Here is a 22,855-nt window from a genome sequence, read left to right on the forward strand (position 1 = left end):
GCTGCGAGAGCACTGCGTCCACTTTATCTCAGCGAAGTAAATTGGAAGCGGAACGCCAATCAACGGCGCTCCGCTTCCTTTTTGCATCCTTTTCCAGCGAAATCTTTCGTCGAAATACATATAATGGAAATGAAGAAACCGCTGTTTTCTACAAACTTCTTTGTTTTTAATAAAAATAGAAAAGTTATAATTGACAAAAACAAAATTATAACATAGTATTGTGTCAATAAAAATTGCTTAAACAAAAAATAGAGGTGACGATCATGGATTTCAGCCCAGTGTTTACGTACCCGGACGGAGTGGATGAAGAGCTGCTGGCCCAAACGATCCTCCGCCTGAAACGACCAAGGGGACCCGTCGACATGGTGTTGGACACCGACACCTTCAATGAGATCGACGACCAGTATGCCATCGCCTACATGCTGGCCTCTCAGGACCGTCTGCGCATCCGGGGCATCTTTGCCGCCCCCTTTGCCAACCACCACGCCTCCACCACCCGGGAGGGCATGGAGCGGAGCTATGAGGAAATCCTGCATGTTTTGTCCCTGACCGGATGGGAGGACATGGCCGGCCGGGTCTTCCAGGGGGCCCCGGAATTCCTGCCCGATGAAAAAACGCCGGTGGACTCCCCCGCCGCCCGGGAGCTGGTCCGGCTGGCCATGGAGCACTCCCCGGAACGTCCCCTCTACGTGGCCTGCATCGCCGCCCCCACCAACGTGGCCTCCGCGATTTTGCTGGAGCCGGAGATCGTGAACCGCATCGTCGTGGTGTGGAGCGGAGGCGTGGGCCTGGGCTGGCCGGACTGCCAGTGCTTCAACGGCGGGCAGAGCGTGGCCGCCAGCCGGGTTCTGCTGGAGAGCGGCGTGCCCCTGGTGCTGGCGCCGGGCCGGGCCGTTTCGGACAGGCTGCTGGTCACCGGGCCGGAGCTGGAGCATTGGCTCCGAGGGAAAAACCGCTTCTGCGACTACATTGTGGACCGCACCATCCGGGAGGCGGAACAGTGCTTCGGCGAACAAATCTGGAGCCGCCCGCTGACGGACGTGGTTCCCGTATCCTGGATCGTGGGAGGGGACTTCCTCCTGGACCGGTTCGCGTTCCGGCCGACCATCGAATACGACCGGTATTACAGCTTCGATCCCCGCCGCCCCATGATGCGGTATGTGTATTACGTCAAACGAGATCAGCTGATTGCCGATCTTTTTGAAAAACTGTCCAGCACACATTAAAAACAGGGAGGGAGCATATTGAATCCAACCAAGAGCCCGCGCAAACCCGTGCGCCTCAGCAAGCGGATCGAACCCTATCTCTATCTGCTGCCGGCGTTTATCTTCCTAATCGGGTTTGTCTACTATCCGTTTGTGAAAAACGGATGGCTCAGCCTGAACATTGTCAACCAATTCCGAGAAATCAAAAGCTTCGCGGGGCTGAAAAACTACACCCGCGTACTCTCGGACCCGGACTTTCATCAGGCGGTGCAGAACACCTTCGTCTATGTCCTGGTCACCATCCCCATCTCCATGGTCATCGCCTATTTCCTGGCCTGCATGGCCCGGAAGAAGCGGAAAGCCTCGTTGGTCTACGAAACACTGTTCGCCTTGTCCATGGCCACCTCGGATGCCGTCATGGCCATGATCTTCCAGCTTATGTACAGCGAACAAATGGGCATCATCAACAAGCTGCTGGGGTTCAAGATCGGCTGGCTGACCGACCCCAAGTACGCGCTGCTGAGCCTGATGATCATCCAAATCTGGCACAACATCGGCTATAACTTCCTCTTCATGCTCTCCGCCCTACGGGGGCTGCCCGGCGAGGTGATCGAAAGTGCCAGTCTGGACGGAAGCACCGGGCTGAACCTCCACCGGAAGGTCATTCTGCCCATGATCTCCCCCACCATGTTCTTCCTGCTCATCAAGGACATTGCCTACGGTCTGACGGTTTCCAGCTATACGCTGATTCTGACCAACGGCGGCCCCAGCGGTTCCACCCAGACGATTATCACGTACATCTATCAAAAGGCGATCTCCAGCACGAACTATAACTATGCCTTCTCGGCAACGATGATCGGCTTTGCCCTCTCGGCGGTGCTGATTGCCCTGAGCATGATTTTAGAAAAGAAGAAGGTGCATTATAATTGAAAGTGAGAGCGGACAAGCTGCACTGGCACAGCGGACTCTTCCAGGTCTTCTGCATTTTCCTGGGACTCTGCCTGATGGCGCCCCTGATCTACTGCCTGATCGTCTCCTTCATGCGGGAACCGGAGATTCTCTCCCCGGACCTGCACCTGTGGCCGGATGAGTTTTATCTCGGCAACTACATCCAGGTTATCACAAAGACCAAAATCTTCCGCTTCATGCTCAACTCTTTCATTGTGGCCTTCGGCTCCAGCATCGCCCGGGTGGTCACGGGGTGTCTGGCGGCCTACGCCTTCTCCTTCATGGAATTCCGGGGGAAGAAGGTGCTGTTCTGGCTGGTGCTGGGCTCCATGATCGTGCCGGCGGAGATGCTGATGGTGCAGAACTACTTCACCACAGCGGAGCTGAACATGATCAACACCTACATGGGCATGATGATCATCTACATGGTCTCCGGCGCCAACATCTTCATGATTCGCCAGCACTTCCTGAACTACTCCAAGGCGGTGCGGGAGGCGTCCCTGGTGGATGGCTGCGGCAACTGGCGCTTCTTCTGGAAAATCCTGATGCCCATGTCCACCCCGGTCATCGCCACGGTATTCATCTCCTCCTTCGTCAACTCCTGGACCACCTACCTCTGGCCTCTGATTGTGACGAACGTGGACGAGATGCGGACAGTGCAGGTGATTATCACCATGCTGAACGCCAACAAGATGGAGTCCGTCTACGGCCTCGTCATGGCGGCGTCGGTGCTGATTCTGATTCCCTCCGTGGTGATTTTCATGCTCTTCCAGCGGAAGATCACCGCCGGAATGACCGCCGGCGCGGTGAAGGAATGATTTTTCACAGGCTTCGCACTGTGTTAAATACAGCAAACCACCCAAAGAATTTTTGAATGGAGGATGAACAAATGAAAAGAGTATGGTCCATCATACTGACAGCGTCTTTGATTCTGGCCCTGGCGGCCTGCGGCGGAAACAGTTCCGAAGGCGGCGGCTCCAGCAGTGATGCCGGCAGCGGCTCCAGCGGCGGCGGCACGGCGGAAGTGGTATTCTGGCACAGCCTCAGCGGCGAGATCGGCGAGGAGCTGGAGGCCATCGTGGAGGAGTACAACACCGGCCGGGGCGCCGAGCAGGGCGTTCACGTCACCCCGGTTTACCAGGGCTATGACGGAACCGACAAGCAGATGCTGGCCTATCAGACCAAGGACACGGCCAACGCCTGCGACATCAACGTGGGTCTGACCTCCACGCTTCCCGCCATGCTGGAGCTGAGCTGGACCACCAAGGTGTCCGACATGTACGAGAAGTACGGCTCCTACGTTCCTATGGACAGCTTCTCCGACGCTCTGCGGGGCGCGGTGAGCTATCAGGGCGAGATGATCGCCCTGCCCTACCTGAATTCCACCCTGGTTCTCTATTATAATGAGGACCTTCTGAAGGCCGCGGGCTTCAATGCGCCCCCCGCCACCCTGGACGAGCTGGCGGAGTACACCGCCGCCCTGACGGAAAAGGACGCCTCCGGCGCCGTGACCCAGTACGGCTTCGAGTGCGAGCCTAAACGCTATCACGTGACGAACTACATTGCCCGTCAGTCCCCCAACGCCTACTTCGGCGACCTGAAGAGCGGCCGTGAGGGCCCGATGAACAAGGTCATCGCCGGTGAGGAGGGCACGCTGAAGGCCTTCCTGGAGGGCTGGGACAAGCTGGTGGAAACCGGCGGCTACCTCTACAAGGAGGAGACCATCCGGGAGGAGTTCACCAACCAGAAGACCGCCATGGCCATGATCTCCTCGTCCTCCTGCCGGTCCGTCAGCGAGCTGATCGGCGACTCTTTCCAGTGGGGCACCGCCATGATTCCGGCGGTCAGCGCCAGCGACACCGGAAGCTCCTGCGTGGGCGGCAGCTGCCTGGTGCTGTTTGACCGGGGCGACGAGGCCCGCCTTGCCGGCGCCTGGGACTTCATGCAGTACCTGAGCACCGCGGATGCCCAGTACCGCATCGCCACCCATTCCGGCTATATCCCCACCAACAAGGAGACCGGCAATCTGCCCGAGATGCAGAGCTTCTGGGAGGAGAATCCCCAGTTCAAGACGGCGTTTGACATCATTGCCAACGGCCCGGAGAACGCTCAGGAGCCTATGGACCTGATGTACAACGAGATCGACTCCGCCATCTCCGACAATATGCGCCTGTTCTGCGACCGCCAGCTCACGGTGGACCAGACGGTGGACGCCATTGTCAGCCAGTGCAACCAGCTGCTGGACGAGTGGCACGAGGCCAACGACTAAAGACTATGCTTTGGAAGCGGGACGGCAATCCGTCCCGCTTCCTCAAAAAATGGGGGACAGTAAATGATCCGACTAATTGTAACCGATCTGGACGGCACCTTTCTGGACGAAAACCGAGAGATTTCCGACGAGGCGGTGGAGATGGTGCGCACGCTTCGAAGCCGGAACGTGGACTTTACCTTCATCACCGGCAGGCCCTGGCAGGGCGCCCGGCGGTTTGCCCAGCGGGCCGGCATCCAGCTTCCCACCATCACCTGCAACGGCGCGGTGATCAACGACAAGGACCGCATCATCTGGAGCGCGCCCATGCCCCTCGCGCCCCTGCGGGAGCTGATGGAATCCGCCGCGGCCCAGGGACTGACGGTGCTTTACTCCAAGGACGGCGGCGAGTCCGCCCTCTCTGAAACCGAGTGGACCCGGTCCCGGAATTATCCCATTGCCATTCCCGACTGGGACCGCCAGCAGGCGGACAAGGTGAACCTCATCAGCGGGGACCACCGGGCGGAGTTTCGCGGCCTGACGCCGCTGATGGAGGCGCTGCGGGACCGCTGCGAAATCGTACGCTATGAGGACGTGGGCTGTGAGATTGCCGGGAAGGGCGTCCACAAGGCCGGCGCCCTGGAGCGCTACGCCGCCCTTCGGGGCGTCTCCCTGGAAGAAGTCCTGGCCGTGGGAGACAATGAAAACGACCTTCAGATGCTGCGTCTGGCCGGCGTGGGAGCGGCGGTGGCAAACGCCACCGACTCCGCCAAGGCCGCCGCCGACTATGTCTGCCGGGCCAACCGCACCCAAGGCGTTCTGGAGGCCATCCGAACGTTTTGCCTGGGAGGTGAAGAACCGTGATTCTGGCCACATCCACCAACGCGCTTTTCGAGCGGGCCGACGGCAGCCGGATTCCCGTGGAAGAAAGCATCCGCCGCTGCGCAGAGGCGGGATACCGCGCCCTGGACTTCTGCTTTTTGGACCAGATTACCACCAAAACCGCCTTTTTGGGGCCGCATTGGCGGGACTATCTGAAAGAAATACGGGACCTGGCGGAATCCCTGGACGTGCGCTTCATCCAAAGTCACGGGCCGCTCTATGACTTTTGCAACTCCTCCGACCCGCAGCAGGAGGAGCTGGTCCGCCGCAGCGCGGAGGGCAGCCGTCTGCTGGGCGCGCCCTGGATGGTGATGCACCCCATGAGCAAGGTCCGGGGGGACCGGCTGGACCCGGAGACGCCGGAGCGGAACGCCGCCTTTTTCCGGGAGCTCTCCGACTATGCGGGGAAATTCGGCGTGGGCGTCGCCGTGGAGAACATGTGGGGGAAAACCCGGGAGGGCGTCCGCCGCTATGCCGTGGACCCGGAGGAGTTTTTCGATCTGCTGGACCGGATCGACGCGGAAAACACAGGCGCCTGCTGGGATGTGGAGCACGGCAGCATCGAGGGTCTGGACCAGGGGGCGGCCATCCGTGCCCTGGGCGGCCGGCTGAAGGCGCTCCACATTTCCGACCAGACCTCCCACGCCAACATTCACATTCTGCCCTATCTGGGCGTCACCGACTGGGATGAGATTCTGACGGCCCTGGCGGATATCGGATACGACCATCCCTTCACCTATGAGATACAGCACTATCTGCTCCGCCTCCCGCTGGAGCTGGTTCCCTCCGCGCTTCGTCTGAGCTGGGAGATTGGGGACTATCTGGTCCGGCGGCTGGAGCAGTTCCAAAAGCAAGTATAATCCTGAAAGGAGAAGCAATATGAAACCCCTGGTATTTCAAACGGACTTCGGCATTGAGGACGGCGCGGTCAGCGCCATGTACGGCGTGGCCTACGGCGTGGACGGCGGACTGAACATCTCCGATCTCACCCACGGCATCACGCCCTATGACATCTGGCAGGCCAGCTACCGGCTGGTTCAGACCGTCCGCTACTGGCCCGAGGGCACCGTGTTCGTCTCCGTGGTGGACCCCGGCGTGGGCTCCACCCGCCGCAGCATCGTGGTGAAAACCGCCACCGGCCAGCTCATCGTCACCCCTGACAACGGCACCCTCACCCACATCAAGCGGAAATACGGCATCGCCGAGGCCCGTACCATCGACGAGACCGTCAACCGCCTCGCAGGCTCTGAGGAGAGCTACACCTTCCATGGCCGGGACGTCTACGCCTACACCGGCGCCCGCCTCGCCGCCGGGATCATCTCCTTCGAGCAGGTGGGTCCCGCCGTCCCGCCGGAGTCCGTCATCGAGCTGCCCGTGGTGGAGCCCGTGTGCCACGAGAACAACGTGGAGGGCACCATCGACGTGCTGGACATCCGCTTTGGCAGTCTCTGGACCAACATCCCCCGGGAGATGTTCAAATCCCTCGGCATCCAGGTGGGCCAGCGGGCGGAGCTGACCATCACCAACGACACCCGCACCATCTACCGCAACACCATGATTTACGCCCAGTCCTTCGCCGGCGTCTTCGTGGGCGAGCCCCTCATTTACGTCAACTCCCTGGACTGCATGGCCGTCGCCATCAACCAGGGCAGCTTCGCCAAGGCCTATAACATCGGCACCGGCAACAGCTGGCACATCGCCATCGGCCCCGATTCCAGGGCGTAAGGAGGAACATCCTATGCGCGCAATCCTCATTCAGACAGATTTTGGACCGGATCATCTCTCCGCCTCCGCCATGACCGGCGTCTGCCGGGGCGTCTGCCCGGAGCTTTCGATCTACGAGGCAACCCATATGATCCGGCCGTTCGACGTTTTGAACGCCTCGGACGCGCTGATGTACAATCTGCCCTTCTGGAAAGAGACGGTGTTCGTCTCCGTGGTGGACCCCGGCGTGGGAACCCGGCGGCGCTCCTGCGCCGCCAAACTGCGGGACGGAAACTTCATCGTGACGCCGGACAACGGCACGCTGACCTACGTCAAGCAGCGCTGGGGCATTGAAGAAGTTCGGGAGATTGACCAGACCATCAACCGCTATCACTCTACCCGGGACATCTATGTTTTCCATGGCCGGGACGTCTACGCCTACTGCGCGGCCCGGCTGGCCTCCGGTGTGATCTCCTTCGAGGAGGTGGGCCCTGCCTATCCGGTGGAGGACATTGTGGAAGCCCCCTACCCCGTTCCGGAAATCGGACCGGAGGGCTTTCTCACCGGCATGGTCATTGAGGCGTCGGAGCACTTTGGTCTGGTAAACAGCAACATTCCTTTCTCCTGGCTGGCCCAGAAGGGCATCCAGTACGGCACTCCCGTAGACGTGGAAATCCTGCACAAGGACCGCCCCGTCTTCGTGGGAACGCTGGCGGTGGAGCGGTCCTTCGGTTACGTCGCCCCCCATGACGCGCTGGTCATGCAGAGCGAGACCGGAACTGTCTCCCTGGGGGAAAACCTGGGGAATTTCGTAACCCGCCACAATCTGGATTTTGGCTGCGACTGGACCATCCGGCTGAGAAAGTCAACCGGCATTCCGGCAACAGCCGGCGGCGCACAGTGACCCGGCAGCCAAAGCCGCCCCAGAAAATCGAAAAACAATCAATGGCAGGACGGATTCAAAATCCGTCCTGCCATTTTATTTTGGGTAACGCCGGCTCAAGGGTCCGGCCGCGCAAAGCAGCGTCATCTTCTGAGAAATCCGATAGCCGGATTCAAAACATCTACGATGCACACGACGACAATCACCGTCATCAGCAGCGTGCAGCAGACAAACAGGCGGTACATCCACTTTTGATTGGTGGAAAGCTGCTGGTCCTTATCCGCAATAATGCTCTTGTACATCTGCACCGTCTCCGGATTGACCGGCTCCGAAGCGGCCTGCGGAGGAACCGCCTCCTCTTTCCTCTCAGGAGCCGCGGCAATCCCGGTCAGCTGATCCAGCGACCCGCCCATAGCGCGAACGAGGTCATACACATTTTGAAAATAAGGCGTATCCGTCCGGCCCGACATAATCCGGTTCACCGTACTCAAGGGCACGCCGGAGATCTGGGATAAATCCTTATTGGTAAGGTTCCGCTCATCTCTCATTTCTTTCAGCTTTGCCGTTATCATATGGACACTCTCCTGTACATGCCGGACCGGGACGCGCCGCATAGCCGTGCCGGATGACCGCCTTGTATATCCCGGTTTCCTTTCTTGAAATTATATCCATTTTTTCGCGCTATGTCAAGGCGTTATGCCGCCGGGGAATGTCCAAGCGCGCAGGGAATGGAAGCCGAAACAGAAAAAGGGACCGAACGGCCCCCCCAACGCCGGAACAAAAGTTGGTTACACCCGTTCCAAACTTGGCAGCGCAGCATCCATCCGCCGCACGGGAAACCGGAGCCGCCCTCCGGACGCGGCGCTCCATCTTCCGAAATCCTGGCGGCCGCTCGTTTTCTTTTCCGCCAACTACGAGTTGCACAAAAGTTTTTATTTTTTATATAATTTCTGTATTCTCCCACCAAATCATACAATAAAATTCCAAAAAATCACGGATGAAACTGTGGAAATCCAAGGATCACCATGCAAAACCACAGTTAAATATTGACAGGCCATTTTTGCGGCGGTATGGTTTGGGCAGTTCCAGCCGAGAGGCGATTTCACACCGGCGGCCCCAGGCTGAGACACAACATCACGAAGAAAGAAGGTGGGAGCATGGGTCACTTCATCCGCAGGTGCTCCTGCGCGGCCTGAGACGGGCGCCTGCCGCCGTAAACCGCAAATGATGCCGCTTCCCGTTTATACACAATCACACCATGTGAGATGCAGCGTGCTGCACTCCGCATGCAACCATGGAAAAGGAGGAGCTTTATGAAATCCAGTACTATGCGCAGGACTTCCTTCCTGCTGGTCATGTCTATGATCGTTACCCTTATGACGCCTTCCGCTTTTGCCGCCGGGGACAGCGCCGCTTCCCTCTTTGACGACGTCGGACGCGAAACCCCCTTCCGGGAGGACATTGAGGTCCTGGCCGGCGAGGGCATTCTGAACGGAACCTCGGACAGCGCCTTCTCTCCGGATTCCGATATCTCCGCCGAGGACTTCCTGCAGGCGCTCTACCATCTGGACGGCGCGCCGGTGATGACCTGTGTGGAGTCTCCCGAGCCGGTTCTGGACGCCTTTGAGAACGACAAGATGGCCTCCTGGGCCTACGCCTATGGAATGGTCCCCTCCGCCCCCGCGTTTTCGGGAGACTCTGACGTCACCTGCCAGCTGGCCGCCGAGATGCTGTACCATTACGCAGCGCACCATGACGCTGTGCTTCCCGAATTTTCCCAGGCGCTGGATTGGACCGTAGACCAGGGGATGATGGACGCGGACAGCAGCCGCGGCGATGCGCTGACCCGGGCCGAGGCGGCCAACGTCCTTCATAACTACATGGAGGCGGACCTTGCGGTCAACGGCGTGACGGAGGAAGGCCTCACCCTGATTTACCCCTCCGAATCCCAGCGCACCATCTGCCCCCTCCGGGACTTCTACGTGATCGGCGATATTGACGACGACATCTTTGTTCCCGCCGACGCGGCCCTCACCGTCACCGTCACCGCCAAAGACGGCACGCTCATGCGGGAGGTGTCCACCAATATCAAGGACAACCAGAACGGAATGTACGTGGATTATCCCGGCATTGACATCGTGGGCGACCGGGAGGCCTTCAAGACCTCCATGATGCCGGACCTGGTCTATAATCCCGCCAATCCGGAGACCTTCAAGGACACCTGGAACAAGGCGTACTACACGGATGACCACTATACCTGCGTCGTGTACGGCGGCTCTTATCACCAGGACATCAATCCCATAGACCAGTTCGGCCATGAGCTGAAGCCCCTTCCCGAAGGTGATTACGAGCTGAAGGTCACTCTGACCTGCGCTGGGCTGACCCTGGGTTACCTGGACACGCAGATCACCATCGGCGTCGTGGCTAACAAGGTTCTCTCCCGCTTCTCGCCCGACATTCACATGGAGAAGGTAGAGGCCTATGCCAAGAAACACCGCTACGTCGTCTTCCTGGACCCCTTCCCGGGTTACTGGAACACCACCCTGTTCCTGCCGGACTGGGGAACCGATTTCACCGCCGAGATCGTCAGGCGCTGGTCCCTGGCGGATCGGGAGGAGTACATCGGCGGAATGACGCACTTCTTTGATTACAATATCACCTCCTCCAGCACCTCCTACAGCGTGGAGCTGGGGCAGCTGGCCTACGACAAGGCTCTGGATCAGATGAACAGCCTCTCCTACTGCTACTACGACATTGGAGAGCCTGAGATCACCCAGCACGGAACCACCATCCAGGGCAAATTTATCCAAAAGGACAACGTGCAGATGAATCCCCTTGAGTTCACCCGGACGGACCACAGCATGACGGAAAGCCGCGAAAACTTCATCAGCCCCGCCATTCTAGAGGAAACCACCAGCCAGTTTGACTCCTCGAAATCCTTTGACGTCCATCCCGGGGAAACCATTTCTCTGAACGGCGTCTGCAAAGTCATCCAGCCCGAGGAGGTAACCTTCCTGCCGGATACGGAGTCCTTCCAGATGGGCAACCGCATCGCCAGCGTCACCTATACGATCAAGCTGGCGGACGGCACCTTCGTGAAATCCATCGACAAGGAGATTTCGGGCCTGGACCGGGAATTCGCGGACGGAAAAATCTCCAAGTCCATTCTGGAGTTCCGCCACAACTTTACGGTGGATGAGACCATGCGCGGCAATACCTACCGGATTTTCGCCCAGGCAAAAGACATGTTTGGCAACGATGTGGGCGGCATGCTCTACGGCTGCATGTTCCGCGTTCCCCGCTGAAGGCCGGGACCTTTGCATCCAGCCTTACCGTATCCTTTGGCACCGCATCCTATGTGAGGAAAAGGACTCCCCCGGCATAGCCGGGGGAGTCCTTCTGCGCATCCGGCAGACCACTTTTCTTTTTTGCACAGTCTCCTGTCATGCTTTTATAACCAAATGCCGCTGCAAATTATTGGTAACTCCAACAAATTTATCAAGAACCCACGAATCTTATTGACTTTTCCAGATTCTAATGATACTCTGTGTCAAAGAAAACGTTTTAGGAAAATAGTTTCTCTAAGGGCCGCAGAAAGGTGCAGACCATGACCATACGGGACATTGCAAAACTTGCCAACGTATCTGTCTCCACCGTCTCCAAAGTTTTAAACGGGAAGGACGGCAGCATCAGCGGGGAAACCAAGGCGCGCATTCAGAAAATCGCCAAAGAATACAACTACATGCCCTACAGCAGCGCCATCGCCGGAAGATCCTCCCAGCTGCTGGGAATACTGCTGGGGGATAAGGCGGACCTGTCGCTTTTAACCGGACTCTCCCTCCAGGCGCAGAACCGCGGGTACAGCACCGTCATCTCCATGTACTCCTCCCCGGAGGAAGAACGCGCCAACATGCGGGCGCTGGCGGCGCACCACGTTGACGGCGTGATCTGGGTGACAAATCCCCTGTCTCCGCCGGCCGCCGCCTTTTCCGGGGAATTGGGAAACACGCCGGTCTATGTGCTGGACGAATTCGGCCATCCGGCCCAGGGAACATTCTTCTCATACGAGGAGCTTGGCTTCAAAACGGCCCAGGCCTTTATTCGTCTGGGGCATCAGAAGATCGTCTGCGTCTCCTCGGCGGACGATTCCAGGCAGCGGGCGTTTGTAAGCGGGATTCGGAAATGCCTCTTTGAAAACGGCGTCTATGCCGAGCCCCAGAGGCTCTGGACCCTGAGCGGCGCCTGCAACTCCGCCTGGCTGCTGTCCTACACCGGTGTGATCTGCATGGACAGCAAGTCCATGGCGCGGGTGGCCGGTCTGGTGGAACGGCTGAATCTGCGCGTCGCCGGGGACATATCCGTCGTCTCTCTCTGCCCGGAGGAGTGGACGCTGAACGGCGCCCATGTCTCCAAAATCGCAAAACCTTATCGGGAGCTGGGCCAGTTTGCCGCCAACCAGCTGATCGACCGCGTGGAGCAGACGGAGCATGGCGGCGGCTTTGTCACAGAGGCCCGCATGGACCATCCGGACAGCCTCGCACCGCCAAGGCAGGACAAACGCAGGCATTTTGTGGTCATCGGCATGTCGAACATCGACACGCTCCTCTCCATCGACCACCAACTGGAGCCGGGGGAAACCGTCGGCGTCCGGCACCGCATGATTACACCGGGCGGCAAGGGCCTGAATCAGGCTCTGGGCGTGGCGAAACTGGGGGAGGACGCCGCCCTGATCTCCTCCCTGGGTGGAGACCTGGAGGGGCGGACCATCTACGAGTGCCTGAAAACAAACGGCGTGAAGACGGAGGGCATCGTTATGCACAACGACGCCAGCTCCGGATGCGCATATATTTACGTCCAGAGGGACGCGGAGAGCAGCATCTCCGTTTACGGCGGCGCAAACGAACGGCTGACCGTCTCCCACATCTCGGCCAACGAAGCGCTGTTTGACAACGCGGCCTACTGTCTCATGCAGACGGAGCTGCGCCAGGAAATCGCGCTGCATGCCGTGGAGCTGGCGAAAAAACACGGTGTGAAGGTAATCTTGAAGCCCTGCGCCATCTCTCAGATGGACCCGGAGCTGCTGCGCGGCGTGAATATCCTGGTTCCCAACCAGAAGGAAGCCCAAAAGCTGCTTCCCGGCTGCGCTTCCGTTGAGGAGCAGGCGGAGCGCTTCCGCCGCGGCGGGGCGGAAACCGTCATCATAACGCTGGGAGAACAGGGCTGCTACAAGCTGGACGAAACCGGCGGCGCTTACTTCCCTCCCGCCCCCATCTCTCCGGTGGACGTCACCGGAGCCGCCGACGCATTCATTTCCGCTCTGGCGGTTTATCTGGCAAAGGGAAGCGCGCTCAACACGGCGATTCAGTACGCCACCTGCGCCGCAGGGCTCTCCACCACCCGCCACGGCGTGCCGCCCGCCCTGGTGGACGCCGACACGCTGGAAATCTTCTACGCGGCGCACCGGGAAGAGCTGCGGGAGCAGACCCACGAACAAAACCCGTATGAACCGGCCTGACCGACCGTTCAGATAGAAGCATCATTTTCGCGATATTGGAAAGGAGAAGCAATATGAAACCCCTGGTATTTCAAACGGACTTCGGCATTGAGGACGGCGCGGTCAGCGCCATGTACGGCGTGGCCTACGGCGTGGACGGCGGACTGAACATCTCCGATCTCACCCACGGCATCACGCCCTATGACATCTGGCAGGCCAGCTACCGGCTGGTTCAGACCGTCCGCTACTGGCCCGAGGGCACCGTGTTCGTCTCCGTGGTGGACCCCGGCGTGGGCTCCACCCGCCGCAGCATCGTGGTGAAAACCGCCACCGGCCAGCTCATCGTCACCCCTGACAACGGCACCCTCACCCACATCAAGCGGAAATACGGCATCGCCGAGGCCCGTACCATCGACGAGACCGTCAACCGCCTCGCAGGCTCTGAGGAGAGCTACACCTTCCATGGCCGGGACGTCTACGCCTACACCGGCGCCCGCCTCGCCGCCGGGATCATCTCCTTCGAGCAGGTGGGTCCCGCCGTCCCGCCGGAGTCCGTCATCGAGCTGCCCGTGGTGGAGCCCGTGTGCCACGAGAACAACGTGGAGGGCACCATCGACGTGCTGGACATCCGCTTTGGCAGTCTCTGGACCAACATCCCCCGGGAGATGTTCAAATCCCTCGGCATCCAGGTGGGCCAGCGGGCGGAGCTGACCATCACCAACGACACCCGCACCATCTACCGCAACACCATGATTTACGCCCAGTCCTTCGCCGGCGTCTTCGTGGGCGAGCCCCTCATTTACGTCAACTCCCTGGACTGCATGGCCGTCGCCATCAACCAGGGCAGCTTCGCCAAGGCCTATAACATCGGCACCGGCAACAGCTGGCACATCGCCATCGGCCCCGATTCCAGGGCGTAAGCGCGGGGGCGGATATCGTATGACGCTTGTTTCAAACCGCAAGCCCTGCATCGTATGGCAGACGGACTTTTCCAGGAAATGGGGTGCGGTCGCCTCCATGGTGGGCGTCTGCAAGCTGGTGGACCCGGAGCTGGAATGCGTAGACATCACCCATGACCTCCCGCCCTATGACATCTGGGCCGCCAGCATGGAGCTGGACTATGTGGAACCCTACTGGCCCAAGGGGACGGTGTTTGTCTCCGTGGTGGACCCCGGCGTGGGCACGTCCCGGAAGGCCTGCGTGGCGCTGCTAAAGGACGGAAACTATGTCGTGACGCCGGACAACGGCACCCTGACGCACCTAAGCAAATCCCCCGGCATCGCCGCCGTCCGGGAGATTGACGAAACCGTCAACCGCCTCAAGGGGTCGGAGGCCTTCTCCGTCTTCCATGGCCGGGACATCTTCGCCTACTGCGCAGCCCGGCTGGCCTCCGGCGTGATCTCCTTCGAGGGGGTGGGTCCCGCCTATCCGGCGGAAGACGTCGTCCTTTTGGAGGACGCGCTCAAAACCGCCGAGGTTCGGGAGGGCGCCATCTCCGGCATTGTCACCAGCACCAGCGATCATTTCGGCAGCATCGTTTTCAACATTCCCCTGGCCCAGGTGGCGGAGGCGGGCTTCCGCCACGGCGATACGCTCCGCGTCCTGCTGACCCACGGCGGCAAGACGGTGTTCCAGGATGACGTGCTCTACCACAAGTCCTTCGGCTATGTGGCCCAAGGCGCCCCCATCCTCTTCAACGCCTCCGCCGGCTACCTCTCCCTGGGCCTCAATCAGGCCAGCTTCACCGCGAAGTACCAGTGCGGCCGGGGCGGGGATTGGGCGGTCACCGTCAGCCGGATTCCGGCGGAGGACGCCCGCCTATGACGGATTCAGCGCTTCGCAAAATGCTGGAATTCCCGGGAACCCAGCCCATCGACGCCGTCATCGACACGGACACCTTCAACGAGGTGGACGACCAGTTCGCCCTCGCCTATCTGCTGCGGAACTCCCGGCGGCTCCGGCTCCAGGCCATCTACGCCGCCCCCTTTTTCAACGAGAAAGCCGCCTCCCCCCAGGAGGGGATGGAGAAGAGCTACCAGGAGATTTTGAAGGTCCTGGACCTGGCGGGCCAGCCGGAATACCGGAGCCTCGTGTACAAGGGAGCGGACCGCTTCCTGTCCGACGCGTCCACGCCCGCCGTCTCCGACGCCTCGCAGGACCTGGTCCGCCGGGCCATGGCCCACTCCCCGGAGCATCCCCTCTATGTGATCGGCATCGCCGCCGCCACCAACATCGCCTCGGCCCTGCTGCAATGTCCGGCGATTCGGGATCGGATGGTGGTGGTGTGGCTGGGGGGCAGCGCCTATCACCGCATGGAACAGGAGGAATTTAACCTGATTGAGGACCTCCCCGCGGCGCAGGTGCTCTTTGGCTCCGGCGTTCCCCTCGTGCAGCTTCCCTGCTGGGGCGTGGTGGAGCATTTCACGGTCAGCCGCTCCGAGCTGGAGCAGCATCTGCTCCCGGCCAATCCCCTCTGCCGCTATCTCGCCTCCAACGTCATTGAGGAGGTTCATTCCTACTCAACCGACCTGTGCTGGACGAAAACCATCTGGGACGTGACCGCCGTGGCCTGGCTGCTGAACGACGGGGGGCGGTTCATGGAAGACAAACTGGTTCCCGCCCCGGTCCCCCTCCGGGCAGGATACGAATTCCCGGAGGGCCGGCACCTCATGCGTTACGTCAGCCACATTGAACGGGACGCCCTGGCCAGCAGCCTGTTCCAAACACTGATGGAAGGGGGAGATTCATGAAGGTCCTCTGTTTTGGCTCTCTCAACATTGACCATACCTACCGTGTGGAGCGTTTTTTGAAGCCGGGCGAAACCGTCTCCGCCGCCGGATACGCCCTCCACGCCGGGGGCAAGGGCCTGAACCAGGCGATTGCCCTGGCCCGGGCCGGAGCCGAGGTGCATATGGCGGGCTGCGTCGGCCCGGACGGGGAGACGCTGCTGAAGATTCTCCAGGCCGACCGCATTCACACGGACTGCGTGGAAACCGTCTCCGTCCCCACCGGCCACGCCATCATACAGGTGGACGGCAGCGGGCAGAACTGCATCCTCATCTGCGCCGGGGCCAACGCGGCGGTCTCCCGGGAACAGGCGGACCGGACGCTGTCCCGCTTTTCTGCCGGAGACGTGCTGCTGCTGCAAAACGAGATTTCCGAGAACGACTACATCGCCCGCCAGGCAAAGGCCCGGGGCATGGAGCTGTGGCTGAACCCGTCCCCCATCACGCCGGAGCTCTTGCGGGGGGACGCTGTGGGCCTGGCCGACTGGCTGGTTCTCAACGAGCTGGAACTGGCTGCGCTGACGGGGACGGAAGACCCCTCCCAGGGCGTCTCCCGGTTTATGGAGGCGTATCCCCAAAAGAAGCTGGTGCTCACCCTTGGGGGAGAGGGTTCCCTCTTCGCCGGGGAGGGGGAGGTACTCCGGCAGTCCGCCTTCCCCGTGACGGCGGTGGACACCACCGGAGCCGGGGATACCTACCTTGGATACTTCCTGGCCGTCTATCTGGAAACCCGCCGTCCGCAGACGGCCCTGGAGCGGGCGGCAAGGGCCGCCGCCGCCGCTGTGACCCGGACCGGCGCGGCGGAGGCGATTCCCCGGGCGGAGGAACTTTTCTGACCCCTCCACGGACTTTCACCAGCCGCGCGCAGATCACGAAATATAAAGGAGTGTCTACTATGAAAAAGTTCAGTATCAAGACCATCGTCGCCATCGGCATTGGCGCCGCGCTGTTCTTCGTGCTCAGCACCTACATCGCCATCCCCACTCCCCTGCCCAACCTGAAGCTCAGCGTTCACTACGGCACCATGGCGGTCATGAGCATGCTGTTCGGCCCCATGGCCGGCGCGCTGATGTGCCTCATCGGCCACTTCCTGGGCGACCTGGCCGGCGGCTGGGGCGTGTGGTGGAGCTGGATCATCGGCTCGACCTTCTTCGGTCTGGCCATGGGCCTGCTGGGCAAGAAGCTGCGCCTGGACGACGGCGAGTTTGGCATTAAGGGCATCATTCTCTTCAACGTCGCCCAGGTTGTGGCGCACCTGATCGCCTGGGGCCTGATCGCCCCCGGCCTGGACATCTTGCTGTACAGCGAGCCCATGGAGAAAATCTTCCTTCAGGGCGCCGTGGGCAGCGTGGGCAACATCATCTCCACCGCGGTGGTGGGAACGCTGCTCTGCATCGCCTATGTGGCGGCCCGCCCGAAAAAGGGCTCCCTCCAGAAAGAGGACTGATCGTTTCCCTGGTCTCAACCCTGCAAGGCAACATCGATAAAAGATAAAAAAGAAGGGACGCGGCGCCTATGAGCAGCCCTATCATTCAATTTGAGAATTTCTCTTTCCAATACAAATCTCAAGCCGAACCCACCCTGTACAACATCAACCTCTCCATCTATCCCGGCGAGAAGGTGCTGATCGCCGGTCCCTCCGGCTGCGGCAAGTCCACGCTGGCCAGCTGCATCAACGGGCTCATCCCCTTCGCCTACCCCGGTGAGCAGAGCGGAAGCCTGAAGATCAGCGGGGAGGAGGCCAAGGACACCAGCATCTTCCAGCTCTCCAAGACCGTGGGCACCGTGCTTCAGGACCCGGACGGGCAGTTCATCGGCCTGACGGTGGCGGAGGACATCGCCTTTGTTCTGGAAAACGCCTGCACGCCTCAAAAAGAGATGATTCCCAGGGTGAAGGCGGTCTCCGAGAAGGTCGGCATTGAGCGCCACTTGGACCACGCGCCCGACGAGCTGTCCGGCGGACAGAAACAGCGGGTCTCCATGGCCGGCGTAATGATCAATGACGTGCAGGTATTTTTGTTTGACGAGCCCCTGGCGAACCTGGACCCCGCCACCGGCAAACAGGCCATCGAGCTCATCGACCAGATTCACCAGGACACCAAGGCCGCCATCGTCATCATTGAGCACCGGCTGGAGGACGTTCTCTGGCGGGATGTGGACCGCATCATCCTGATGCGGGACGGGAAAATCCTGCTGGACTCCACCCCGGACCAGCTGCTCTCCACCGGACTGCTTTTGGAAAACGGCATCCGGGAGCCTTTGTACCTCACCGCCATGCGCTACGCGGGCGTGGAGATTACGCCGGAAAGCCTGCCCCAAAGCATCCGCAGCGTGCGCCTCTCCGAGGAGGACCGCCGCCGGGTCCGGGACTGGGGCGCGCAGCAGATTCCGTCTCCCCCGCCGGAGAAGGGAGAGGTTCTGCTCTCGGCGGAGAACATCGACTTTACATACGAAAACGGCTTCCACGCGCTGAAGGGCGTCAGCCTGCGCATCGAGAAGGGGGAGCTGCTGGCCATCGTCGGCACCAACGGCGCGGGCAAATCCACCTTCTCCAAGGCCATCTGCGGGTTTGAAAAGCCCCAGAAGGGCGTCCTTCGCTTCAAGGGAGAGGATATGTCCTCCCTGAGCATCAAGGAGCGGGCGGACCGCATCGGCTATGTAATGCAAAACCCCAACCAGATGATCTCCAAGTCCTTCATCTTCGACGAGGTGGCCCTGGGCCTCCGGCTCCGGGGCGTGGCGGAGGACGAGATCACCCGCCGGGTGGAGGAGACGCTGAAAATCTGCGGTCTGTACCCCTTCCGGAAGTGGCCCATCTCCGCGCTGAGCTTCGGGCAGAAAAAGCGGGTGACCATCGCCTCCATCCTGGTGCTGAACCCGGAAATGCTGATTCTGGACGAACCCACCGCGGGCCAGGACTTCCGCCATTACACGGAGATCATGGAGTTCCTCCGGGGCCTCAGCGCCCTGGACATCACCGTGGTCATGATTACCCACGACATGCACCTGATGCTGGAGTATGCCAAGCGGGCGGTGGTGTTCTCCCAGGGGCAGATCATCGCGGACGATACCTCCGCCAACATTCTGACCAGCCCCGACATCATCCGGCGCGCCAGCCTGAAGGAAACCTCCCTCTACGACCTTGCGCTGATGTGCGGCGCGGAGGCTCCCAACCGCTTTGTTCAGCACTTTATTGATTACGACAGGGAGGCGAGAAGCCATGGTTAAGCTCTTCAACTTCATTGACCGGAAGTCCCCCATTCACGCGCTCACCGGCGCGGCCAAGCTGGCGTGCATGATGTGCTGGATTTTCGCCGCCATGGTCACCTTTGACACCCGGTATCTGATCTTCCTCACCGTGGCCGCAGTAGTGCTCTTCCAGGTGTCGAAAATCCGCCTGTCCGACGTGAAGGTGCTGCTGATTTTCACCCTGGTGTTCCTTCTGCTGAACAACGCCCTGATCTATCTCTTCTCCCCGGAGCACGGCGTCACCATCTACGGCTCCAGGACGCTGCTTCTGCACATCATCGGGCGGTATACCATCACCAGCCAGCAGCTGCTCTATCACCTCAACGTGGTCCTGAAATACACCGCCACGATTCCGGTGGTCATGCTGTTCATCTGCACGACGCAGCCCAGCGAATTCGCCTCCTCCCTCAACCGCATCGGCGTCAGCTACCGCATCGCCTACTCCGTGTCTCTGGCGCTGCGGTATATCCCGGATGTCATGAAGGAGTTCCACGACATCTCCCTTGCCCAGCAGGCGCGGGGCGTAGAGCTGTCCGGCAAGGCGGGGGTCTTCAAGCGGCTGAAAAGCGCCACCAGCATTCTGATGCCGCTGATCCTCTCCAGTCTGGACCGGATCGAAGTGGTCTCCAACGCCATGGAGCTCCGCTGCTTCGGCAGAGAGAAAACCCGCACCTGGTATCGGGAGCAGCCGTTCCTCCGGAACGACTATATCGCCTTTGTCTGCGGCTTCGTCCTGATCGCCATCTCCCTGCTTTTGAACATTCCCAACGGCGGACGCTATTGGAATCCCTTCTGAACGGAAAACTGCGGCTCCCCGGTCCGAACGACCGGGGAGCCGCGTCCTCTCGGCCTTCCGCCGGCCATTCAGGGGCCCGTTTCACGCCCGCGCCCCGCGAAAAGGCCCGCCCTCCGGCGGTCTCCGGAACGCGGGCCTCGCCCTTATTAAACCGCAGCGGCGGGGATCCCGCCGGAAAACGGCCCCAGCGGCCAAAGCGACGGCCCCTATTCCGGCGGCGCGGGCAGGCGAAGCAGGGGCGCGTCCTCCAGCCCTTCCAGGCTGTGGGTGGCCAGCACCACGGGCTTTTTCTCCCCCGCCTCCCGGATCAGGGCCAGGCACCGGGCGCGGTTCTCGCCGTCCAGGCCGGTGAAGGGCTCGTCCAAAGCCAACGCCTCCGACGGAGCCAGCAGCGCCCTGGCCAGCGTCAGGCGGCGCTGCATCCCGCCGGACCAGAGCCGGACAGGCCGGGGGTCCTCCAGGTCCAGCCCCAGACGCTCCAGCACCTCCTGCGCCGCCGGGGGAATCTCCCCCAGAACAAACCGGAGATTCGCGGCGGCGGGCAGGTCCTCCAACAGGCGGTTCTCCTGAAAGACGGCGGCCCAGTGGCCATCCGCGCCCCGGATCGCTCCGGCGTCGGGACGCTCCAGCCCCAAAAGCAGGCGGAGCAGGGTAGTTTTCCCCGTGCCGGAGGGGGCGGTGACACAGGTGATTCCGGTCAGAAACACTGCGCTCAGGTCCCGCAGCACGGCTTTGCCGCCGTAGGACTTCCACAGGCGCTCCACATAAATCTCCATCAGCGTCCCGCCTTTCCCGCAAGCCCGTCCACCGCCGCCAGGAACAGCATCTCAAACCCCGCCGACAAAAGCAGGATGACGGCGGTCCAGGCGAAGAGGTCCGGCGTTTGCAGATAGATTTTGGCGGTGTACAGCCGCTCGCCAATAGTCCCCGCCGGAAGGCCGATGACCTCCGCCGCCGCGCCCGCCTTCCAGCAAAGGCCCAGGGCCAGGGAGGCGGCGGAGCGGAAATACGGCAGCGCCTGGGGCAGGTAAATTCCCCAGATCCGCCGCCGGAGGGGAACCCGGTAAACCCGGGCCAGCTCCAGAAGGCGCACATCTGTCCGGCGAAGTCCTTCCAGCACGTTCAGATACACCGGCGGGAAGGCCACCAGAACGGAGATGAACAGCGGCAGGGACCGGGAATCCAGCCAAACCAGGGCCAGAATGATGAAGGAGGCCACCGGCACCGCCTTCGCCGCCGCCACCGGCGGGGCCAGCAGCGCCTCCAGCCAGGGCCGTCCCGCCGCCAGGGCCGCCAGCAGCGCCGCCAGCGCGCAGGAGAGCAGGAACCCGCCGAAAATGTGAAGAGACGAATTCGCCACCGCCTGCCAGAAGGCGGCTGTGGGCAGCAGCTCCAAAAGCCGCAGGACCACCCGCGCCGGCGAGGCCAGCAGCAGCGACCCGTTGGGGACCGCCGCCGCCAGGGCCATGCTTCCCCCCTGCCAGACCAAAAGCCAGAACAGAACCGGACGGAGCTTAGATGCCATAGAAGAAGTCGTCCCGAGGCATCGCGCCGCCCACGGACTCCGGAGCCGCCTCCGCCAGAATCTGGAGATAGCCCGAGAGCTTTTCATACATCTCCTGTCCGGTGAGGCAGACGATGTTGCAGTGGGGCAGGGCCTTTTCCGCCACGGCGGGACTCTCGATGATGCCGTTTTGGGCCACCAGCTCCGCCGCCCCGGCGGTGTTTTCCGTTACCCAGTCCACGGAAGCGGCGTACTCCCTCAAAAACACATCCACCAGCTCCGGCCGCGTTTCCACCAGCTCCCGCCGGGCCACGGCCACGCCGGTAATCATGGCGGAGCCGTTGTCCAGGGCGTCCCACTCCGCCGTCAGGTCCAGAGCCACCCGGAGATATTCCAGCTTCTCCTGGGCCACGGTGACGAAGGGCTGCGGCAGCAGGGCCAGGTCCGCCGTTCCCGCCGCCAGGGCGGCGACGCACTCGGCGTGCTCACTCTTCCAGTCGATGGTCACGTCCCGCTCCGGGTCCAGACCGTTTTGCTCCAAGAGGTAGCGGAGACCGAACTCCGGCGTGGACCCCTTCCCGGCGGCCACCAGGGTCTTCCCTCTCAGGTCCGCCATGGACTGGACGGTCTCCCCGCCGTTCTCCACAATGTAGAGAACCCCCAGGGTATTGACGGCCAGGGTGACCATCTGCCCCTCGGTCTTGTTGTACAGCACCGCCGCCAGATTGGCGGGGACGCAGGCGATATCCAGCTCCCCTTTGATGAGCTTGGGGGTCAGCTCGTCGGCGGAGCCCGCCAGATCGAAGTGCCAGTTATAGACGGACGCAATGACGCCCCTCTTCTCCATCATCCGCACCAGGCCCATGGCGGTGGGGCCCTTCAGCGCTCCCACCCAAAGGGGATAGGCCTCGTCCGGCGTATCATCCGGGGGAGCGGGGTCCTCCGCCGGGGTATTCTGCGTTTCCTCCGCCGGGGCGGAGCCGCTCACTACCTGGGTGGGACCGTCGCCGCGGATCACGCCGCAGGCGGAGAGGGCCAGCAGCAGGGCCAGGGCAAGAGCCAGCGTCTTCATGACTTTCATCCATCGTTCCTCCAAACTATTTCATCGCCGCAGCTGCGGCTTGGTTCTTTGCCAAAGCATCAGAGCACACAAACG

At 61.3% G+C, this 22,855-nt stretch carries 22 protein-coding genes; 18 read left to right on the forward strand and 4 right to left on the reverse strand.

Annotated features, from left to right (window positions below; translation table 11 throughout):
- From QZ329_RS02240 to QZ329_RS02280, 9 genes are all read left to right on the forward strand, one after another.
- Window positions 1–216, forward strand: a 216-nt coding sequence (locus tag QZ329_RS02240; protein ID WP_295747903.1) for a hypothetical protein, incomplete at its 5' end; no start/stop codon positions are given.
- A gap of 47 nt (window positions 217–263) precedes the next feature.
- On the forward strand, window positions 264–1,226 hold the full coding sequence (locus QZ329_RS02245; protein ID WP_295747905.1) for a nucleoside hydrolase: 963 nt from the start codon (window positions 264–266) through the stop codon (window positions 1,224–1,226).
- Window positions 1,227–1,244: 18 nt separating this feature from the next.
- A complete protein-coding gene (locus QZ329_RS02250) occupies window positions 1,245–2,135 on the forward strand; it encodes a sugar ABC transporter permease (RefSeq protein ID WP_295747907.1) in 891 nt (296 codons plus the stop codon).
- Between the two features lie 2 nt (window positions 2,136–2,137).
- Window positions 2,138–2,971 carry a carbohydrate ABC transporter permease gene (locus QZ329_RS02255; protein ID WP_295748036.1) on the forward strand — a complete coding sequence of 278 codons (834 nt, stop codon included), beginning with the start codon at window positions 2,138–2,140 and terminating at the stop codon, window positions 2,969–2,971.
- Between the two features lie 71 nt (window positions 2,972–3,042).
- Window positions 3,043–4,422: an extracellular solute-binding protein gene (locus QZ329_RS02260; protein ID WP_295747909.1), complete on the forward strand. Its 1,380-nt coding sequence runs from the start codon at window positions 3,043–3,045 to the stop codon at window positions 4,420–4,422.
- Window positions 4,423–4,485: 63 nt separating this feature from the next.
- The gene (locus tag QZ329_RS02265) at window positions 4,486–5,265 is read left to right on the forward strand and encodes an HAD family hydrolase (protein ID WP_295747911.1); all 780 of its coding nucleotides are present in this window, start codon (window positions 4,486–4,488) and stop codon (window positions 5,263–5,265) included.
- The gene (locus tag QZ329_RS02270) at window positions 5,262–6,143 is read left to right on the forward strand and encodes a sugar phosphate isomerase/epimerase (RefSeq protein ID WP_295747913.1); all 882 of its coding nucleotides are present in this window, start codon (window positions 5,262–5,264) and stop codon (window positions 6,141–6,143) included. Before QZ329_RS02265 ends, QZ329_RS02270 begins: the two co-directional genes overlap by 4 nt.
- Window positions 6,144–6,162: 19 nt before the next feature.
- Entirely contained in the window at window positions 6,163–7,008 is an 846-nt protein-coding gene (locus tag QZ329_RS02275) for an S-adenosyl-l-methionine hydroxide adenosyltransferase family protein (RefSeq protein WP_295747916.1), read from the forward strand.
- A gap of 13 nt (window positions 7,009–7,021) precedes the next feature.
- Window positions 7,022–7,891 carry an SAM-dependent chlorinase/fluorinase gene (locus QZ329_RS02280; protein ID WP_295747918.1) on the forward strand — a complete coding sequence of 290 codons (870 nt, stop codon included), beginning with the start codon at window positions 7,022–7,024 and terminating at the stop codon, window positions 7,889–7,891.
- Window positions 7,892–8,013: 122 nt separating this feature from the next.
- Here the strand turns inward: QZ329_RS02280 and QZ329_RS02285 are convergent, their stop codons facing one another.
- Window positions 8,014–8,442: a helix-turn-helix transcriptional regulator gene (locus tag QZ329_RS02285; protein ID WP_295747920.1), complete on the reverse strand. Its 429-nt coding sequence runs from the start codon at window positions 8,440–8,442 to the stop codon at window positions 8,014–8,016.
- Window positions 8,443–9,183: 741 nt separating this feature from the next.
- On the opposite strand from QZ329_RS02285, the gene QZ329_RS02290 reads away from it, so the two are divergent.
- The 9 genes from QZ329_RS02290 to QZ329_RS02330 all read left to right on the forward strand — a co-directional run bounded on the left by QZ329_RS02290 (window position 9,184) and on the right by QZ329_RS02330 (window position 20,195).
- Complete coding sequence (locus tag QZ329_RS02290; protein WP_295747921.1) at window positions 9,184–11,175, forward strand: S-layer homology domain-containing protein; 1,992 nt, start codon at window positions 9,184–9,186, stop codon at window positions 11,173–11,175.
- A 302-nt stretch (window positions 11,176–11,477) separates the two neighbouring features.
- Window positions 11,478–13,385: a PfkB family carbohydrate kinase gene (locus QZ329_RS02295; protein WP_295747923.1), complete on the forward strand. Its 1,908-nt coding sequence runs from the start codon at window positions 11,478–11,480 to the stop codon at window positions 13,383–13,385.
- 53 nt (window positions 13,386–13,438) lie between these two features.
- Window positions 13,439–14,284: an S-adenosyl-l-methionine hydroxide adenosyltransferase family protein gene (locus QZ329_RS02300; protein WP_295747916.1), complete on the forward strand. Its 846-nt coding sequence runs from the start codon at window positions 13,439–13,441 to the stop codon at window positions 14,282–14,284.
- Between the two features lie 19 nt (window positions 14,285–14,303).
- The gene (locus tag QZ329_RS02305; RefSeq protein WP_295747925.1) at window positions 14,304–15,188 is read left to right on the forward strand and encodes an SAM-dependent chlorinase/fluorinase; all 885 of its coding nucleotides are present in this window, start codon (window positions 14,304–14,306) and stop codon (window positions 15,186–15,188) included.
- Window positions 15,185–16,114, forward strand: coding sequence for a nucleoside hydrolase (locus QZ329_RS02310; RefSeq protein WP_295747927.1), 930 nt, complete (start codon window positions 15,185–15,187; stop codon window positions 16,112–16,114). The genes QZ329_RS02305 and QZ329_RS02310 overlap by 4 nt, the downstream gene beginning before the upstream one ends.
- Window positions 16,111–16,986: a ribokinase gene (locus QZ329_RS02315; RefSeq protein ID WP_295747929.1), complete on the forward strand. Its 876-nt coding sequence runs from the start codon at window positions 16,111–16,113 to the stop codon at window positions 16,984–16,986. The genes QZ329_RS02310 and QZ329_RS02315 overlap by 4 nt, the downstream gene beginning before the upstream one ends.
- 59 nt (window positions 16,987–17,045) lie before the next feature.
- A complete protein-coding gene (locus QZ329_RS02320; protein WP_295747931.1) occupies window positions 17,046–17,597 on the forward strand; it encodes an ECF-type riboflavin transporter substrate-binding protein in 552 nt (183 codons plus the stop codon).
- 68 nt (window positions 17,598–17,665) lie between these two features.
- On the forward strand, window positions 17,666–19,378 hold the full coding sequence (locus QZ329_RS02325) for an ABC transporter ATP-binding protein (protein WP_295747933.1): 1,713 nt from the start codon (window positions 17,666–17,668) through the stop codon (window positions 19,376–19,378).
- Complete coding sequence (locus QZ329_RS02330) at window positions 19,371–20,195, forward strand: energy-coupling factor transporter transmembrane component T (protein WP_295747934.1); 825 nt, start codon at window positions 19,371–19,373, stop codon at window positions 20,193–20,195. The genes QZ329_RS02325 and QZ329_RS02330 overlap by 8 nt, the downstream gene beginning before the upstream one ends.
- 206 nt (window positions 20,196–20,401) lie before the next feature.
- Here the strand turns inward: QZ329_RS02330 and QZ329_RS02335 are convergent, their stop codons facing one another.
- From QZ329_RS02335 to QZ329_RS02345, 3 genes are read right to left on the reverse strand one after another with little or no spacing between them, the layout of a single operon-like run.
- Window positions 20,402–20,971, reverse strand: coding sequence for an ATP-binding cassette domain-containing protein (locus QZ329_RS02335; RefSeq protein ID WP_295747935.1), 570 nt, complete (start codon window positions 20,969–20,971; stop codon window positions 20,402–20,404).
- Window positions 20,971–21,720, reverse strand: coding sequence for an ABC transporter permease subunit (locus QZ329_RS02340; protein WP_295747937.1), 750 nt, complete (start codon window positions 21,718–21,720; stop codon window positions 20,971–20,973). The genes QZ329_RS02335 and QZ329_RS02340 overlap by 1 nt, the downstream gene beginning before the upstream one ends.
- Window positions 21,710–22,780 (reverse strand): PhnD/SsuA/transferrin family substrate-binding protein, encoded by a 1,071-nt coding sequence (locus QZ329_RS02345; protein ID WP_295747939.1) that lies wholly within the window; start codon window positions 22,778–22,780, stop codon window positions 21,710–21,712. Before QZ329_RS02345 ends, QZ329_RS02340 begins: the two co-directional genes overlap by 11 nt.
- Between the last annotated feature and the right edge of the window lie 75 nt (window positions 22,781–22,855).

The sequence above is a fragment of the uncultured Oscillibacter sp. genome (assembly GCF_910579365.1).
Taxonomy (GTDB): Bacteria; Bacillota; Clostridia; order Oscillospirales; family Oscillospiraceae; genus Oscillibacter.

Bases quoted from the DNA above. Each gene is read 5' to 3' on its own strand.
- QZ329_RS02245 (WP_295747905.1), top strand. From the start codon at position 264: ATGGATTTCAGCCCAGTGTTTACGTACCCGGACGGAGTGGATGAAGAG.
- QZ329_RS02260 (WP_295747909.1), top strand. From the start codon at position 3,043: ATGAAAAGAGTATGGTCCATCATACTGACAGCGTCTTTGATTCTGGCC.
- QZ329_RS02265 (WP_295747911.1), top strand. From the start codon at position 4,486: ATGATCCGACTAATTGTAACCGATCTGGACGGCACCTTTCTGGACGAA.
- QZ329_RS02275 (WP_295747916.1), top strand. From the start codon at position 6,163: ATGAAACCCCTGGTATTTCAAACGGACTTCGGCATTGAGGACGGCGCG.
- QZ329_RS02280 (WP_295747918.1), top strand. From the start codon at position 7,022: ATGCGCGCAATCCTCATTCAGACAGATTTTGGACCGGATCATCTCTCC.
- QZ329_RS02285 (WP_295747920.1), bottom strand. From the start codon at position 8,442: ATGATAACGGCAAAGCTGAAAGAAATGAGAGATGAGCGGAACCTTACC.
- QZ329_RS02290 (WP_295747921.1), top strand. From the start codon at position 9,184: ATGAAATCCAGTACTATGCGCAGGACTTCCTTCCTGCTGGTCATGTCT.
- QZ329_RS02295 (WP_295747923.1), top strand. From the start codon at position 11,478: ATGACCATACGGGACATTGCAAAACTTGCCAACGTATCTGTCTCCACC.
- QZ329_RS02300 (WP_295747916.1), top strand. From the start codon at position 13,439: ATGAAACCCCTGGTATTTCAAACGGACTTCGGCATTGAGGACGGCGCG.
- QZ329_RS02305 (WP_295747925.1), top strand. From the start codon at position 14,304: ATGACGCTTGTTTCAAACCGCAAGCCCTGCATCGTATGGCAGACGGAC.
- QZ329_RS02310 (WP_295747927.1), top strand. From the start codon at position 15,185: ATGACGGATTCAGCGCTTCGCAAAATGCTGGAATTCCCGGGAACCCAG.
- QZ329_RS02315 (WP_295747929.1), top strand. From the start codon at position 16,111: ATGAAGGTCCTCTGTTTTGGCTCTCTCAACATTGACCATACCTACCGT.
- QZ329_RS02320 (WP_295747931.1), top strand. From the start codon at position 17,046: ATGAAAAAGTTCAGTATCAAGACCATCGTCGCCATCGGCATTGGCGCC.
- QZ329_RS02325 (WP_295747933.1), top strand. From the start codon at position 17,666: ATGAGCAGCCCTATCATTCAATTTGAGAATTTCTCTTTCCAATACAAA.
- QZ329_RS02330 (WP_295747934.1), top strand. From the start codon at position 19,371: ATGGTTAAGCTCTTCAACTTCATTGACCGGAAGTCCCCCATTCACGCG.
- QZ329_RS02335 (WP_295747935.1), bottom strand. From the start codon at position 20,971: ATGGAGATTTATGTGGAGCGCCTGTGGAAGTCCTACGGCGGCAAAGCC.
- QZ329_RS02340 (WP_295747937.1), bottom strand. From the start codon at position 21,720: ATGGCATCTAAGCTCCGTCCGGTTCTGTTCTGGCTTTTGGTCTGGCAG.
- QZ329_RS02345 (WP_295747939.1), bottom strand. From the start codon at position 22,780: ATGAAAGTCATGAAGACGCTGGCTCTTGCCCTGGCCCTGCTGCTGGCC.